Origin of the sequence: Stenotrophomonas capsici, assembly GCF_034961085.1 — a bacterium.
Classification (GTDB): domain Bacteria; phylum Pseudomonadota; class Gammaproteobacteria; order Xanthomonadales; family Xanthomonadaceae; genus Stenotrophomonas; species Stenotrophomonas capsici.
The window spans coordinates 18,391-33,755 of sequence record NZ_JAYFUH010000248.1 but is presented as its reverse complement, the minus strand read 5'-3'; the positions used below and the strand labels follow the sequence as shown (position 1 = coordinate 33,755).

The window sequence follows — 15,365 nt, the reverse complement described above, 5'->3', positions numbered from 1 at the left end:
TGCAGATGTCCGGCGTGCAGCGCGCCGCCGTGCTGTTGCTCTCGCTGGGCGAGGCCGACGCGGCCGAGGTGCTGCGCCACATGGAGCCGAAGGAGGTGCAGAAGATCGGCATCGCCATGGCAACCCTCAGCGACGTCACCCGCGAGCAGGTGCAGCAGGTGATGGACGACTTCGGCGCCGAGCTGGGCAACAAAACCTCGCTGTCGGTGGGCTCGGACGACTACATCCGCAACATGCTGGTGCAGGCGCTGGGCAGCGACAAGGCCAGCAGCCTGATCGACCGCATCCTGCTCGGCCGCAACACCACCGGTCTGGATGCGCTGAAGTGGATGGACCCGCGCGCGGTGGCCGACCTGGTGCGCAACGAACACCCGCAGATCATCGCCATCGTCATGGCCCACCTGGAGAACGACCAGGCCGCCGATGCGCTCAAGCTGCTGCCCGAGCGCACCCGCGTGGACGTGCTGCTGCGCATCGCCACGCTGGACGGCATCCCGCCCAATGCGTTGAACGAATTGAACGAGATCATGGAGCGCCAGTTCGCCGGCAACCAGAACCTGAAGTCGTCCAGCATCGGCGGCGTGCAGTGCGCGGCCGACATCCTCAACTTCATGGACAGCGGCCAGGACCAGGTGATCCTGACCGAAATCGCGCGCGTGGACGCCCCGCTGGGCAGCCGCATCCAGGACCTGATGTTCGTGTTCGACGACCTGGTCGACCTGGACGACCGCGAGATGCAGCTGGTGCTGCGCGAGGTCAGCGGCGAGCGCTTGGGCCTGGCCCTGCGCGGCGCCGACATCAAGGTGCGCGACAAGATCACCCGCAACATGTCCCAACGTGCGGCCGAGATCCTGCTCGAGGACATGGAGGCACGCGGCCCGGTGCGCCTGTCCGACGTGGAAGGCGCGCAGCGCGAGATCCTGGCCATCGTCAAGCGCATGGCCGATGAAGGCACCGTCACCATCGGCGGCAGCGCGGAGGCCATGCTGTGAGCAACGTCGTGCGCTGGCACGCCCCGGACCTCACCCGCGGCTCGGCGCCCCTGCAGCCGGCGCCCATGGGCGTGCCGGACGAGATCGAGACCATCACCGCGCACGAGCCGGCACCGCCACCGCTGCAGTTGCCGACCCTGGAGGAAGTGCAGGCCATTCGCGATGCCGCGCAGGATGAAGGCTTCCAGCAGGGTCACGGCGAAGGCTACGCCCAGGGACAGGCCGAAGTGCGGCGCCTGATCGCCCAGATCGAAGGCATCCTGGACAACTTCAGCCGGCCGCTGGTGCGGCTGGAAAACGAGGTGGTCGGCGCGCTCGGCGAACTGTCGGTGCGCATCGCCGGGGCGCTGATCGGCCGGGCCTATGAAGCCGACCCGTCCTTGCTGGCGGCGCTGGTCAACGAAGCACTGGAGACCGTCAGCGGCGCCCAGCGCGAGGTCGAGGTGCGCCTGCACCCGGACGACATCGCCGCCATCAGCGCCCTGCTGGCGCTGCCCGAGGGCCAGCGCCTGGCCCCGGATACCAGCCTCAGCCGCGGCGACCTGCGCGTGCACGCCGAGTCGGTGCGCATCGACGGCACCCTCGACGCGCGCCTGCGCGCGGCGCTGGGCACCGTGCTGCGCCGCGCCGGAGCCACCCCATGAGCCTGTCCCCTGCCCCGGCCGAATGGGCGGCCGCACGCAACCTGCGCCTGGCCGCGCGCCTGGATGGCATCACATTGGATGGCACCGGCGGTGCCGGCCATGGCCTGGTGCGCGAAGGCATCCTGCGCCGGGCCATCGGCCTGACCCTGGAAGCGGTCGGCTGCGAGGCGCCGATGGGCGCCAGCTGCAAGGTCGAGGTCATCGACGGCGGTTGGGTCGACGCCGAAGTGGTCGGCTTCTCCGGTGACCGCACCTACCTGATGCCCAGTGCCGAACTGCACGGCCTGCTGCCCAATGCGCGCGTGGTGCCCTCTTACAAGCGAGGGGGCGTGGAGGTGGGCGAAGGCCTGCTTGGCCGCGTTATCGACAGCGATGGCGTGCCGCTGGATGGCAAGGGCCCGATCCGGGCCGAAGGCAACGTCGGCATGGCCGGCGTGGCGATCAACCCGCTGGCGCGCGAACCCATCATCCAGCCGCTGGACGTGGGCGTGCGCGCGATCAATGCACTGCTGCCGATCGGCCGCGGCCAGCGCGTCGGCCTGTTCGCCGGCTCCGGCGTCGGCAAGTCGACGCTGCTGGGCATGATGACCCGCTATACCGCCGCCGACGTGATCGTGGTCGGCCTGATCGGCGAGCGCGGCCGCGAAGTCCGCGATTTCGTCGAAACCACGCTGGGCGAGGAAGGCCTGCGCCGCGCCGTGGTGGTGGCCAGTCCCGCCGACCGGCCGCCGCTGGCCCGCCTGCATGGCGCCTACCGTGCCACCGCCATCGCCGAGTGGTTCCGCGACCAGGGTTTGAACGTGTTGCTGCTGATGGATTCGCTGACCCGCTTCGCCCAGGCACAGCGCGAGATCGGCCTGTCGGTGGGTGAACCCCCGACCACCCGTGGCTACCCGCCATCGGTGTTCGCCAAGCTGCCGGCGCTGGTCGAACGCGCCGGCAACGGTGCCAAGGGCCGCGGCTCGATCACTGCCTTCTACACCGTGCTGACCGAAGGCGACGACCCGCAGGACCCGATCGCCGATGCCGCCCGCGCCATCCTCGACGGCCACATCCTGCTGTCGCGGCGGGTCGCCGACAGCGGCCTGTACCCAGCCATCGACGTGGAGTCCTCGGTCAGCCGCGTGGTGCAGGACATTGCCGACGATGTCTGGCGCGCGCGCATCCGCAAGCTCAAGCGCCTGGTCTCGGCCTATTCGGCCAACCGCGACCTGATCGCCATTGGTGCGTACCAGCGCGGCAATGACCCGGTCACCGACGAGGCCTTGGACCGCTGGCCGGAAATCATGGAATTCCTCGGCCAGGACGTGCACGCCTCGGCCGACCTGTCCCACAGCCTCAATGCCCTGCAACAACTGGTAGATAGCGAGAAGCCCGCATGAGCCCGTCCCGTCGCCTGGACCCGTTGCTGCGCCGCGCGCAGGACAAGGAAGATGAAGTCGCCAAGGCCCTGGCCGAGCGCCAGCAGGCCCTGGACATGCACCAGAGCCGCCTGGCCGAGCTGCGCCAGTACGCCGACGAGTACGCCTCGGCGCAGCTGGCCACCACCAGCGCCGCGCAGCTGCTCAACCGCCGCGCCTTCCTCGACCGCCTGGACAACGCGGTGCAGGCGCAGAGCCGCACCGTGGACAGCAACCGCGAGCGCGTGGACGCCGAGCGCGCCCGCCTGCTGCTGGCCAGCCGCGACAAGCAGGTGCTGGAGCAGCTGGCGGCCAGCTACCGCGCGCAGGAAAAGCAGGCAGAGAACCGCCGCGACCAGCGCGAGATGGACGATCTCGGCGCCCGTCGCGCCCGCGAAGCCAGGAACGGCGATGACGGGAGCGGCGCATGAACGTGCTCGGCACTGCCTCACTGGTCAGCAGCGACACTGCCAGCAGCACGGGCACCGGCAGCAGCCGCGCCAGTGGCGGCAGCGACGGCGGCAAGCCGTCCCGCTTTGATGCATTGCTGCAGGACAAGCCCGCCCCCGCGCAGGCATCGAACAGCGGCGTCGCTGCCGAGGACGGCAACACCAGTACGGCCCCCGCCAAAGGCAACGACGATACAGCCACCGAGGCAGAAAGCCCTGCGGCTGAGGCCAGCCGGGCGACCGACACACCCGCCACGCCCGACAAGGAGGCCCCGGTGGAAGACGCGCCCTGGCCGCCACTAGGACTGACCGCCCTGCTGGCCGCGCCGCTTGAACCGGCCCCCGTCCCGGCGCCGGTCCAGCCCCCCGCTCCGGCGCCGGCCAATGCTGCACCGACCGCGACCCTGCCCGTCACCGCCGCCAGCATCGCGGCGACGCCTGCAGCGGAGAGTGCCGAGCTCACCGCCACGCAGGAACAGGTCGAGCAGACCCTCATCGGCGACAAGACCGGCGGCGACAAGGGCATCGACGTCGACATCAACGTCGATCCCAAGTCCACCGCCTTCAACCAGCTGCTGCAACTGCAGAACGGCCCGGACCTGCGCACCAGCGCTGTCCGGCTGGAGGCGCCCACGCCCACCCCCGACCTGCAGGGCGACGACTTCGACGACGCCATCGGCGCCCGCGTCAGTTGGCTGGCGGAGCAGAAGATCGGCCACGCGCAGATCCGCATCACGCCGCACGACCTGGGCCAGGTGGACGTGAAGCTGCAGCTGGACGGCGACCGCGTCCATGCCAGCTTCACCAGCGCCCATTCGGAAGTGCGCCAGGCGCTGGAGAACAGCCTGCCGCGCCTGCGCGAGATGCTCGGCGAGCAGGGCCTGCAACTGGCCCATGCCGACGTCGGCCAGCAATCCCCGCAGCAGGAAGGCCAACACGGGAGCGGTGATGATCTCGGACATGCCCAGGACAGCACGGACCTGCCCGCCGCCCGGCCGCAGACCCTGCGCCTGCGCGGCCTGCTCGACGCCTACGCGTAAAGCCCGCGCCTGAAGCCGCCCCGGCTTCGCGGCCGAGGCTGCCCCTACGGAGGGGGCACCTTCCGGCGCACAGCCGACGACGCGTCAAGGTCCTGACGCCCGCGCTACGGCACGCCGCTTGCATGTATGGACTCAGCATTCCTGAGGAGTTCAACGTGGCGGCTGCTGCAGACAAAACCCGTAAACCCGAAACCGCCAAGGACGCCCCCGGCAAGTCCAAGCGTCCGCTGCTGATCACCGCACTCATCGCCGTGATCGCCGCCGGTGCCGCCGGCGGCGGCGTCTGGTACTACACCCGGGACAACGCGCCTGCCAGCACGCCGAAGGTGGAAACCCCGGCCCTGCCCGCCCCGGCCCAGTACTTCGCGCTGGACCCGGCCTTCGTGGTCAACCTCAACAGTTCCATCGACGGCCCGCGCTACCTGCAGGTCGAGGTGCAGCTGATGACCCGCGACCCGTTGGCCCTGCAGGCGCTGCAGACCCACGCCCCGGCCATCCGCGCCAAGCTGCTGATGCTGTTCTCCCAGGTCGAGCCGGCGCAGATCGCCGACCGTGCCGGCAAGGAGAAGCTGCAGGCCGCCGCGCTGGTCGAGGTGCAGAAGCTGATGAAGGCCGAGACCGGCAAGAACAGCGTCGACGAACTGCTGTTCACCAGCTTCGTCACCCAATAAGGCGCCGCCATGAGCATCAACGACCTGCTGTCCCAGGACGAGATCGATGCCCTGCTGCACGGCGTCGACTCGGGCAGCGTCAACACCGTGGACCCCGGTCCGGCGCCGGGCGAGGCCCGCTCCTATGACTTCGCCAGCCAGGACCGCATCATCCGCGGCCGCATGCCGACCCTGGAGATGGTCAACGAGCGCTTCGCCCGTCTGTGGCGGATCGGCCTGTTCAACCTGATCCGGCGCTCGGCCGAGCTGTCGGTGCGTGGCATCGAGCTGATCAAGTTCGGCGACTACCTGCATTCGCTGTACGTGCCCAGCAACCTCAACCTGATCCGCTTCAAGCCGCTGCGCGGCACCGGGCTGATCGTGTTCGAGCCGACCCTGGTGTTCGCCATCGTCGACAATTTCTTCGGTGGCGATGGCCGCTACCCCACCCGCATCGAGGGCCGCGAGTTCACCGCCACCGAGATGCGCGTGATCCAGCTGATGCTCAAGCAGACCTTCGCCGACATGCGCGAGGCCTGGGGTCCGGTGATGAACGTCGACTTCGACTACATCAACTCCGAGATCAACCCGCACTTCGCCAACATCGTCAGCCCGCGCGAGTACGTGGTGGTCAGCCGCTTCCACGTGGAGCTGGACAGCGGCGGCGGCGACATCCACATCACCCTGCCGTACTCGATGCTGGAGCCGATCCGCGAACTGCTCGACGCCGGCATCCAGAGCGACCGCAACGACCGCGACGAGAGCTGGGCGGTGATGGTGCGCGAGCAACTCGATACCGCCGAGGTGGAGCTGTCCAGCGTACTGGCCAGCCGCCGCATGAGCCTGCGCGAACTGACCAAGTTGAAGATCGGCGACATCCTGCCCATCGACATGCCCAAGCAGGTGCCGCTGTGCGTGGAAGGCATCCCGGTGTTCACCGGTGAGTTCGGCGTGGCCAACGACCGCAACGCGATCAAGATCATCGCCACCCATCCCCCGGGCAAGCGACCCAACGTTCCAGTGATCCAGGAAACATCCAATGAATGACATCGAATCCAACGCGACCGGCAACACCGCCACCCCGGCGCAGTTCGCCAACCTGCAGGCCGACGGCGGCAACGGCACCGACCTGGACCTGGACGTGATCCTGGATGTTCCGGTCACGCTGTCGCTGGAAGTGGGCCGCGCGCGCCTGCCGATCCGCAACCTGCTGCAGCTCAACCAGGGTTCGGTGGTGGAGCTGGAGCGTGGCGCCGGCGAATCGCTGGACGTGTTCGTCAACGGCACCCTGATCGCGCATGGCGAGGTCGTGGTCATCAACGACCGCTTCGGCGTGCGCCTGACCGACGTGGTCAGCCCCAGCGAGCGGATCCGGAGACTGCGTTGATCGCATTGCTCGCCGCCGTCGCACCGGCCGCCGGCAAGCTGGCCACGCCGGTCGGCCAGCATGCCGCGACCACGCCCAGCCTGTTTGGCGCGGTGTTCATGCTGTTGATGGTGCTCGGCCTGATCGTCGGCCTGGGCTGGCTGCTCAAGCGCCTGCCCGGCGGCCAGTTCCGTCCGGCCGAAGGCCTGAAGGTGGTCGCCAGCCTCAACGTGGGCGCCAAGGAGCGCGTGGTGGTGGTCGACGTCAACGGCCAGCAGCTGCTGCTGGGCGTGAGCCCCGGCGGCATCAGCACCCTGCATGCCTTGCCCGAGCCGTTGCCGCAGGCACCGGCACCGACGCTGCCCAACCTCAAACAACTCCCGAATTTCGCCCAGCTGCTGTCACAGAAGCTGCGCAAGGACTCCTGATCATGCCGGTCCACCGCTTCAACTCCCGCACCTGCTGGCAACTGTTCGCGCTGCTGGCGATGCTGGCACTGCCGCTGTTCGCCTGGGCAGCGCCCGCCGCGCCGCAGCTGCCGTCGCTTCCGGACGTGAACGTCGGCAAGGTCGGCGGCGCGCCGGTCAGCCTGCCGCTGCAGACGCTGCTGCTGATGACGGCGATCACCCTGCTGCCGTCGATGCTGCTGGTGCTGACCGCCTTCACCCGCATCATCATCGTGCTGGGCCTGCTGCGCCAGGCGCTGGGCACCGGGCAGACGCCGTCCAACCAGATCCTGCTCGGCCTGTCGCTGTTCCTGACCGCGATGATCATGATGCCGGTCTGGGACAAAGCATGGTCCACCGGCATGGCGCCGTACCTGGATGGCCAGATCGACTTCCAGACCGCCTGGACGCTGACCACCGAGCCGCTGCGCGCCTTCATGCTGGCGCAGATCCGCGAAACCGACCTGATGACCTTCGCCGGTCTGGCCGGTCATGGCGCCTATGCGAGCCCGGATGCGATCCCGTTCCCGGTGCTGGTCGCCTCGTTCGTGACCAGTGAGCTGAAGACCGCCTTCGAGATCGGCTTCCTGATCTTCATCCCGTTCGTGATCATCGACCTGGTGGTGTCCAGCGTGTTGATGTCGATGGGCATGATGATGCTCTCGCCGATGCTGGTGTCGGCACCGTTCAAGATCCTGCTGTTCGTGCTGGTGGACGGCTGGGTGCTGGTGGTCGGCACGCTTGCCGCGAGCTTCAACGCCGTTTGAGCCACCGCTCATGGAGTCATTGCACGAAGCCGCGATCACCTCGCGGCTTCGTTGTTTCCGGCCCAGCAACCGACGGCGGCTTCTTGGGTTTGAGTTTGGCTTCGGCCGTTGCCGTTGCCGTTGCCGTGGATTTTGACGTGCCGGGTTCCCTTCCGTAGCGACGGAGCTGACGGACAAGACCCCGCAGGGGCGACGTGCATGGATGCACGTCGTTTTTCGACGGGACAGGGACGTCCCGTCGAAAAATCCCGACAGCGTAGTGGACCTGGAGCGCGCAGCGCGGAAGGCGCGTAGACAGGGTGTGCTTTCTTTGCGCCAGGTTTCTTTGCACAAGCAAAGAAAGGTGGCTCGCGCCCCTTTAGGGGCACGAAAGCCTTTGCTCCTGTCATTGCTGTATTTATGAAAGCGAAAGGGGCCAAAACCAAAGTCAGATCGAGAGCTTTCACTCCCCTTCGGGGAGCGAGTTACTTTTTTTTGCTTGTGCAAAGAAAAGCTAACCAAAAGAAAGCACACCCTGCCTCCGCGCCCACGATGCTGCGCATCGCGGGTCCACTCCGCCGGCAGGATTTTTCGACGAGACGTCCCTGTCTCGTCGAAAAACGCCGCACATCCTTGTGCGGCGCCCCGTTCGGGGTCTTGTCTGCCAGCTCCGTCGCTACGGAAGGGAACCCGGCACGTCAAAATCCACTGCAACAGCAACAGCAAGAGCAAATGCAAGGCAACACCCTAAGCACCAGCAACGTCGGAAACCTGGCACCCAGCCGCTGACCTTCGTCTGGCACCAACCTTGCATCCATCCCCGCATGAGTCCCGAACTTGCCCTGACCGAACTGCGTGGTGGCCTGGTCGCCACCCTCTGGATCGCTGGCCCGCTGCTGCTCACCGTGCTGGTGGTCGGCGTCGTGGTCGGCATCATCCAGGCCGCCACCCAACTCAACGAACCCACCATCGCCTTCGTCGCCAAGGCCGGTGCGCTCACCGCGGCGCTGTTCGCGCTGGGCAGCCTCCTGCTCGGCCATCTGGTCGAGTTCACCATCCTGCTGTTCCAGCGCATCCCCCACCTCATCGGGTAGCGCTGCATGGATTCGGCAACCGGGACGATGATCGACGGCCAGCAGGCCTTCGCCATCATCGGCAACACGCTCTGGATCATGCTGCGCATCGGCGCCATGCTGATGGCCATGCCCATGGTCGGCAGCCGCGCGGTGCCGGCACGGGTCCGCGTCCTGCTGGGCATCGCCCTGTCGGTGGCGCTGGCACCGATACTGCCGCCGGTACCGCTGTTCTACGGCTTCGACTCGGTCACCCTACTGACCATCGCCCGCGAGCTGGCGGTCGGCATCTGCATGGGCTTCCTGCTGCGGCTGATCTTCGAGGCCGGCGCCATGGCCGGCGAAATGATCGCGCAGAGCACCGGCCTGGCCTTCGCGCAGATGACCGACCCCCTGCGCGGCGGCAGCTCCGGCGTCATCGGCCAATGGTTCTACCTGCTGTTCGGCCTGCTGTTCTTCACCACCAACGGCCACCTGGCGGTGGTCTCGCTGCTGGTGGACAGCTACAAGGCGCTGCCCATCGGCACCGCCCTGCCCGATCCACACGCGATGGCCGCACTGGCGCCAACGCTGGCGGTGCAGATCTTCCGTGGTGCGTTGTCGCTGGCCCTGCCGCTGACCGTGGCCATGCTGGCCATCAACCTGGCATTCGGCGTGCTGGCCCGTGCCGCGCCGGCCCTGAACCCGATGCAGCTCGGCCTGCCGGTGGCCTTGCTGCTGGGCCTGTTCCTGCTGACCCTGCTGGCCGGGGAGATGGGCCCGCCGGTGCAACGCCTGTTCGATTCGGCCTTCGAAGCGGCCCGGCAAGTGACAATGTGACGGACTGCGCAGCTCCTGCTTCTGCCACATGCTTGGCCGGAACGCCCCCTTGCCGCCTGTCGGGGACCCGTGGATAGTCTTGGCCGAAGCATGGCCGGGGGATGGAGCGTCCATGCGGTTTGCCGCGGCGGCATGCCGACGGCCTGATCAACTAGGGAGGGGTTTGATGCTCGCAGGCAGCTACAACCCGTTGTTCGTGGTGCTGTCCATCCTTGTCGCCATCCTGGCCTCATTCACGGCCCTGGACATGGCCTCGCGGGTATCGGCATCCCAACCCCGCCGCACCGCGGCGCGCTGGCTGATCGCCGGCGGCGTGGCGATGGGCGCCGGCATCTGGTCGATGCACTTCGTCGGCATGCTCGCCTTCCGCCTGCCGATCCCGCTGGGCTACGACCTGTGGCTGACCCTGCAATCCCTGCTGGTGGCCATCGCCGCATCGCTGTTCGCGTTGTGGCTGGTATCGCAACCGACCCTGCCGCACCTGCGTCTGGCGCTGGGGGCGCTGCTGATGGGCCTGGGCATCGCCTGGATGCACTACGTGGGCATGGCCGCCCTGCGCATGCAGCCGGATATCCAGTACGACCGCCTCTGGTTCGTGCTTTCCATCGTCATCGCCGTGGTGGCCTCGTGGAGCGCGCTGTACATCGCCTTCCGCCTGCGCACCGCCGAGCAGGCCCTGCCTCCGCGGCTGATCGCCTCGGTGATCATGGGCCTGGCCATCGTCGGCATGCACTACACCGGCATGGCGGCGGCCAACTTCCCCGCCGGCTCGGTCTGCGGCGCGGCCCGCAGCGGAGGCGTACCCACCGAGTGGCTGGCGGCCTGCGTGGTGCTGCTCACCGTCGGCGTGATGGCGATCGTGTTGATCTTCTCGCTGCTGGAGCAGCGTATGCAGTCGCGCCTGCTGCACCTGCGCAACTCGATGCTGGTGGCGTCGCTGGACGATGCCCGCAAGGAGCTGTTCCACGCCAGCCAGCACGACTCGCTGACCCGTTTGCCCAACCGCCAGCTGGCCCATGACCGCATCGAGCAGCTGCTGGAAGCCGGCCAGGCCTGCGCGGTGATGTCCATCGACCTGGATGGCTTCCGCCACATCAATGGCGCCTACGGCCCCCAGGCCGGCGATGCCGCGCTGGTGGACGTGGCCGAACGCCTGCGCCAGCTGTTCCCTAACGAGGAGCTGGTGGGCAGGCTCGGCGGCGACCAGTTCGTGATCGCCATGCCGGTCACCGACGGCAAGGACATCGAAGCCCAGGCCGAGCGCATCATCCTGGCGGTCAACTCGGTGCGGGTCGGCGGCCGTGACATGCGCATCACCGGCAGCCTCGGCATCGCCCTGTCCCCCGAGCACGGCCAGTCCGCCCCGCCACTGGTCAACATGGCCGAGATCGCCATGCGCTACGCCAAGCAGGCCGGGCGCAACGGGCACACATTGTTCGCCGAATGGATGAACGACAACGCCGAGCAGGACCGGCGCCTGCTCGAGGACCTGCGCAAGGCCATCGGCGGCCCGCAGCTGTCCCTGCACTACCAGCCGCGCGTGCATGCCGAAACTGGCCGGATCAGCGGCGCGGAGGCATTGATCCGCTGGCGCCACCCCGAACACGGCTACGTCCCGAGCGAACGCATCATCCGCCTGACCGAGCTCAACGGGCTGATGGAAACGCTCGGCAACTGGGTGCTCAACGAGGCCTGCCGGCAGATGCGCAGCTGGCATGACGCCGGCAACACCGAGTGGAGCATCTCGGTGAACCTGTCCGGGCGCCAGCTCGGCTCGCCGCAGCTGCTCGATGAGGTCCGCAACGCGCTGGAGCTGCACGAGCTGCCGCCCTCGCGCCTGATCCTGGAGGTCAGCGAGAGCGCGGTAATGCGCGACGCCGACAACGCCATCAACGTGCTGCGCAGCGTCGCGGCGCTGGGCGTGGGCATCTCCATCGATGATTTCGGCACCGGCTTCTCCAGCCTGCTGCACCTCAAGCGGGTCCCGGCCACCGAGATCAAGATCGACCGCGCCTTCGTGGTGGCGCTGGAGGAGAGCGACGAGGACGTGGTGATCGTCTCGGCCATCGTTGCGCTGGGCCACGCACTGAACCTGTCGGTGGTGGCCGAGGGCATCGAAACCCCTGGCCAGCGATCCTACGTCGAGCGGCTGGGCTGCGACCACCTGCAGGGCTACCTGCTCGGCCGCCCGGTCAGCGCCGAGAACTTCATGCGCCTGCATGGCGGCGATTCGCGGCAGGCGGCGCTGGACGCCCGCCTGTCCGCCTACCAGAACCACCAGGCCTGACAGCGGCACCGGCGGCCAACGGCCGCCGGCTTCCCCACCGCCACCGACGGGCCATGTCTTCAAGGGCAGTGAGACCGAGCGGAACGGCTCTTGCACGGCACGGGATGAATCCTTCATCCAGACCGCGCAATGTCCGAGAACGAACAGGCCGGGGAAAAGACCGAACTCCCGACTGAAAAGCGCCTGCGCGAGGCCCGCGAGAACGGCAACATCCCGCGTTCGCGCGAACTGGCCACGGCCGCCGTGTTCACCGCGGCCGTGCTCGGCCTGCATGCCAGCGCCGGTTCCATGGCGGCCTCGGCACGGCAATGGATGAAGGCGGCCCTGGCACCCGAGCCGGCCCTGCTCCACTCCACCGACGCCCTGTTCGGGCATGCCGGCTGGATGTTGCTGCGGCTGATGCTGGCGTTCTGGCCGCTGCTGCTGGTCTGCCTCCTGGCCAGCTTCATCGGCCCGGTGCTGATGGGCGGCCTGCGCTTCTCCAACAAGGCGCTGATGCCCGACCTCAACCGGCTCAACCCGCTCACCGGCTTCAAGCGCCTGTACGGCGCCGAGGCGGTGGCCGAGCTGGTCAAGTCGGTGCTGCGCGTGCTGTTCGTCGGTACCGCCGGCGGCCTGTGCATCTGGCACGGCATCGACCTGCTGCGCGGGCTGCTGCACCAGCCGCTGGAGAGTGCCACCGGCAACGGCCTGGGCTTCACCATGAAGCTGCTGCTGGCCACCGCCGGCGCCATGGCCCTGCTGGCGGCCATCGATGCGCCGTACCAGAAATGGAACTGGCTGCGGAAGCTCAAGATGACCCGCGAGGAGCTCAAGCGCGAGCTCAAGGAAAGCGAGGGCAGCCCGGAGGTCAAGGGCCGCATCCGGCAGATGCAGATGCAGCTCTCCCAGCGACGGATGATGGAAGCGGTGCCCAGCGCCGACGTGGTGGTGGTCAACCCCACCCACTACGCCGTGGCCCTGAAGTACGAGGGCGGCCGCATGAACGCCCCCACCGTGGTCGCCCGCGGCGTGGACGAGCTGGCCCTGCGCATCCGCCAGGTGGCCGACGGCAACCGCGTCACCATCGTCTCGGCCCCGCCTTTGGCACGCGCCTTGTATCGGGAAAGCCAACTCGGTAAGGAAATCCCCGTGAGACTGTATTCGGCCGTCGCCCAGGTCCTCTCTTACGTCTACCAGCTGCGCCAGTGGAACACCGGCCCGATGCCGCAGCTGCCGCCGCTCGACGTGGATGAATTTGGTCCGGAGGGCCGCCCATGAGCGCGCAGCTGACCACCTCGCCGGGCCGCCGCCTGCTGGACATGCTCCGCCACGGCCTGGGCGCGCCGCTGATCGTGCTGGCGCTGCTGGCCATGGTGGTGGTGCCGTTGGCCGCGCCGGTGCTGGACGCGCTGTTCACCTTCAACATCGCCATCTCGCTGATGGTGCTGCTGGCCGTGGTGTACGTGAAGCGCCCGCTGGACTTCACCATCTTCCCGATCGTGCTGCTGGTCACCACGATGCTGCGGCTGGCGCTGAACGTTGCCTCCACCCGCGTGATCCTGCTCAACGGCCAGAACGGCCATGAAGCCGCCGGCAAGGTGATCGCCGCGTTCGGCGAGTTCGTGATCGGCGGCAACTACGCGGTCGGCATCGTGGTGTTCGCGATCCTGACCATCATCAACTTCGTGGTCATCACCAAGGGTGCCGGACGCGTGTCGGAAGTGACCGCGCGCTTCACGCTGGACGCCATGCCCGGCAAGCAGATGGCCATCGACGCCGACCTCAACGCCGGTTTGCTGACGCGCGAGGAAGCCAAGCTGCGCCGCGAGGAGGTCCGCGAGGAAGCCGACTTCTACGGTGCGATGGACGGTGCCAGCAAGTTCATCCGCGGCGACGCCATCGCCGGCATCCTGATCCTGTTCATCAACCTGCTCGGTGGCCTGGCGGTCGGCGTGCTGCAGCATGGCATGCCGGTCGGCGACGCCGCCGCCACCTACACCCTGCTGTCCATCGGTGACGGCCTGGTGGCGCAGTTGCCGGCGCTGCTGGTGTCCAGCGCGGTGGCGATGCTGGTCACCCGCGCCTCGCGTTCGCAGGACATGGCGCAGGCAATGACCGGCCAGGTGTTTGGCCAGTACCGCGCCCTGGCCATCACCGCAGGCATTCTCGGCCTGGTCGGCCTGGTGCCGGGCATGCCCAACCTGGCTTTCCTGACCCTGGCTTCGGTGCTGGGCTTCGTGGCCTGGAAGCTGTGGAAGCGCGAGATCGCCAACGCCGGCAAGGAGAAGTCCGCCGCCGCGGACGGCGGCGACGGCGCGCTGGCCGGGTTGTCGGCCACCCAGCCCTCGCCCACCGCCGAGCTGAGCTGGGACGAACTGCGCCCGGTCGACCCGCTCGGCCTGGAAGTCGGCTACCGGCTGATCCCGCTGGTCGACAAGGCCCAGGGCGGCGAGCTGATGGCACGTATCAAGGGTGTGCGTCGCAAGCTCACCCAGGACCTGGGCTTCCTGATTCCCCCGGTGCATATCCGCGACAACCTGGAGCTGCCGGCCACCGCGTATCGCCTGCTGATCCACGGCGTGCCGGTCAGTACCGCCGACATCCACCCCGACCGCGAGCTGGCGCTGGACCCCGGTAGCGCGATGGGCAAGCTGGAGGGCATCGCCGGCAAGGATCCCGCCTTCGGCCTGGACGCCACCTGGATCCAGCCACACCAGCGCGCCCACGCCGAATCGCTGGGCTACACCGTGGTCGACCCGGCCACCGTGGTGGCCACCCACCTCTCGCACCTGATCCGCGAACACGCACCCGAACTGCTGGGCCACGAGGAAGTGCAGCAGCTGCTGGCGACCCTGGCCAAGAGCGCGCCCAAGCTGGCCGAGGACCTCTCGCCCAAAGCGCTGCCGTTGTCCACGATCGCGCGCGTGCTGCAGAACCTGCTGGTCGAGCGGGTGCCGATCCGCCAGCTGCGCAAGATCGCCGAGGCGCTGGTGGAAACCGCGCCGGTCACCCAGGACCCGACCGCGCTCACCGCGGCGGTGCGCAACGCGCTGGGCCGTTTCATCGTGCAGGAGATCGCCGGGATGTCGCCGGAGCTGCCGGTGTTCACCCTCAACCCGCAACTGGAACGGGTCTTGCAGGAGTCCACCCAAGGCAATGGTGCCGCACTGGAACCCGGTCTCGCCGAACGCCTCCACCAGAGTCTTGCCGATTGCGTCGGCAAGCAGGAGGCCCGCAACGAGCCCGCGGTCGTGCTGGTACCGGCGCCGGTCCGCGCCGCGCTGGCGCGCCTGGTCCGCCACAGCGTTCCCTCGCTGTCGGTCCTGGCCTACAGCGAGGTGCCGGAGGACAAGCGCCTGAAGCTGGTCGGCACGATCAGCTGACGCCGCCCGGAAGCCGGCTCCCCGAAAGGGCCGGCGACGGAAAACAGACACCCAACCGACCGAAACACCCGCGCACGAAGGAGCCCGC

At 68.2% G+C, this 15,365-nt stretch carries 15 protein-coding genes; all 15 read left to right on the top strand.

Annotated features, from left to right (window positions below):
- Positions 1-5 precede the first annotated feature (5 nt).
- The 15 genes from fliG to flhA all read left to right on the top strand — a co-directional run bounded on the left by fliG (position 6) and on the right by flhA (position 15,277).
- On the top strand, positions 6-992 hold the full coding sequence (fliG, locus tag VA603_RS12655) for a flagellar motor switch protein FliG (protein WP_132866087.1): 987 nt from the start codon (positions 6-8) through the stop codon (positions 990-992).
- Positions 989-1,636: a FliH/SctL family protein gene (locus VA603_RS12650; protein WP_425603702.1), complete on the top strand. Its 648-nt coding sequence runs from the start codon at positions 989-991 to the stop codon at positions 1,634-1,636. The genes fliG and VA603_RS12650 overlap by 4 nt, the downstream gene beginning before the upstream one ends.
- Positions 1,633-3,018 (top strand): flagellar protein export ATPase FliI, encoded by a 1,386-nt coding sequence (fliI, locus tag VA603_RS12645; RefSeq protein WP_323439057.1) that lies wholly within the window; start codon positions 1,633-1,635, stop codon positions 3,016-3,018. Before VA603_RS12650 ends, fliI begins: the two co-directional genes overlap by 4 nt.
- A complete protein-coding gene (gene fliJ / locus VA603_RS12640) occupies positions 3,015-3,467 on the top strand; it encodes a flagellar export protein FliJ (RefSeq protein ID WP_132863452.1) in 453 nt (150 codons plus the stop codon). Before fliI ends, fliJ begins: the two co-directional genes overlap by 4 nt.
- A complete protein-coding gene (locus VA603_RS12635) occupies positions 3,464-4,525 on the top strand; it encodes a flagellar hook-length control protein FliK (protein ID WP_323439056.1) in 1,062 nt (353 codons plus the stop codon). The genes fliJ and VA603_RS12635 overlap by 4 nt, the downstream gene beginning before the upstream one ends.
- A gap of 122 nt (positions 4,526-4,647) precedes the next feature.
- Positions 4,648-5,196 carry a flagellar basal body-associated FliL family protein gene (locus VA603_RS12630; protein WP_323439055.1) on the top strand — a complete coding sequence of 183 codons (549 nt, stop codon included), beginning with the start codon at positions 4,648-4,650 and terminating at the stop codon, positions 5,194-5,196.
- A 9-nt stretch (positions 5,197-5,205) separates the two neighbouring features.
- Complete coding sequence (gene fliM / locus VA603_RS12625) at positions 5,206-6,222, top strand: flagellar motor switch protein FliM (RefSeq protein WP_132863445.1); 1,017 nt, start codon at positions 5,206-5,208, stop codon at positions 6,220-6,222.
- The gene (fliN, locus tag VA603_RS12620) at positions 6,215-6,562 is read left to right on the top strand and encodes a flagellar motor switch protein FliN (protein ID WP_132863443.1); all 348 of its coding nucleotides are present in this window, start codon (positions 6,215-6,217) and stop codon (positions 6,560-6,562) included. Before fliM ends, fliN begins: the two co-directional genes overlap by 8 nt.
- Entirely contained in the window at positions 6,559-6,969 is a 411-nt protein-coding gene (fliO, locus tag VA603_RS12615; protein WP_192285845.1) for a flagellar biosynthetic protein FliO, read from the top strand. Before fliN ends, fliO begins: the two co-directional genes overlap by 4 nt.
- A gap of 59 nt (positions 6,970-7,028) precedes the next feature.
- Positions 7,029-7,754: a flagellar type III secretion system pore protein FliP gene (fliP, locus tag VA603_RS12610; RefSeq protein WP_425603708.1), complete on the top strand. Its 726-nt coding sequence runs from the start codon at positions 7,029-7,031 to the stop codon at positions 7,752-7,754.
- A gap of 803 nt (positions 7,755-8,557) precedes the next feature.
- On the top strand, positions 8,558-8,827 hold the full coding sequence (locus VA603_RS12605) for a flagellar biosynthetic protein FliQ (protein WP_132863169.1): 270 nt from the start codon (positions 8,558-8,560) through the stop codon (positions 8,825-8,827).
- A 6-nt stretch (positions 8,828-8,833) separates the two neighbouring features.
- A complete protein-coding gene (gene fliR, locus VA603_RS12600) occupies positions 8,834-9,625 on the top strand; it encodes a flagellar biosynthetic protein FliR (RefSeq protein WP_323439053.1) in 792 nt (263 codons plus the stop codon).
- 166 nt (positions 9,626-9,791) lie between these two features.
- Positions 9,792-11,912 carry a putative bifunctional diguanylate cyclase/phosphodiesterase gene (locus VA603_RS12595; protein ID WP_323439052.1) on the top strand — a complete coding sequence of 707 codons (2,121 nt, stop codon included), beginning with the start codon at positions 9,792-9,794 and terminating at the stop codon, positions 11,910-11,912.
- A 129-nt stretch (positions 11,913-12,041) separates the two neighbouring features.
- A complete protein-coding gene (gene flhB / locus VA603_RS12590) occupies positions 12,042-13,172 on the top strand; it encodes a flagellar biosynthesis protein FlhB (protein ID WP_132863166.1) in 1,131 nt (376 codons plus the stop codon).
- Positions 13,169-15,277: a flagellar biosynthesis protein FlhA gene (flhA, locus tag VA603_RS12585; protein WP_323439051.1), complete on the top strand. Its 2,109-nt coding sequence runs from the start codon at positions 13,169-13,171 to the stop codon at positions 15,275-15,277. The genes flhB and flhA overlap by 4 nt, the downstream gene beginning before the upstream one ends.
- The last annotated feature ends 88 nt before the right edge of the window (positions 15,278-15,365 follow it).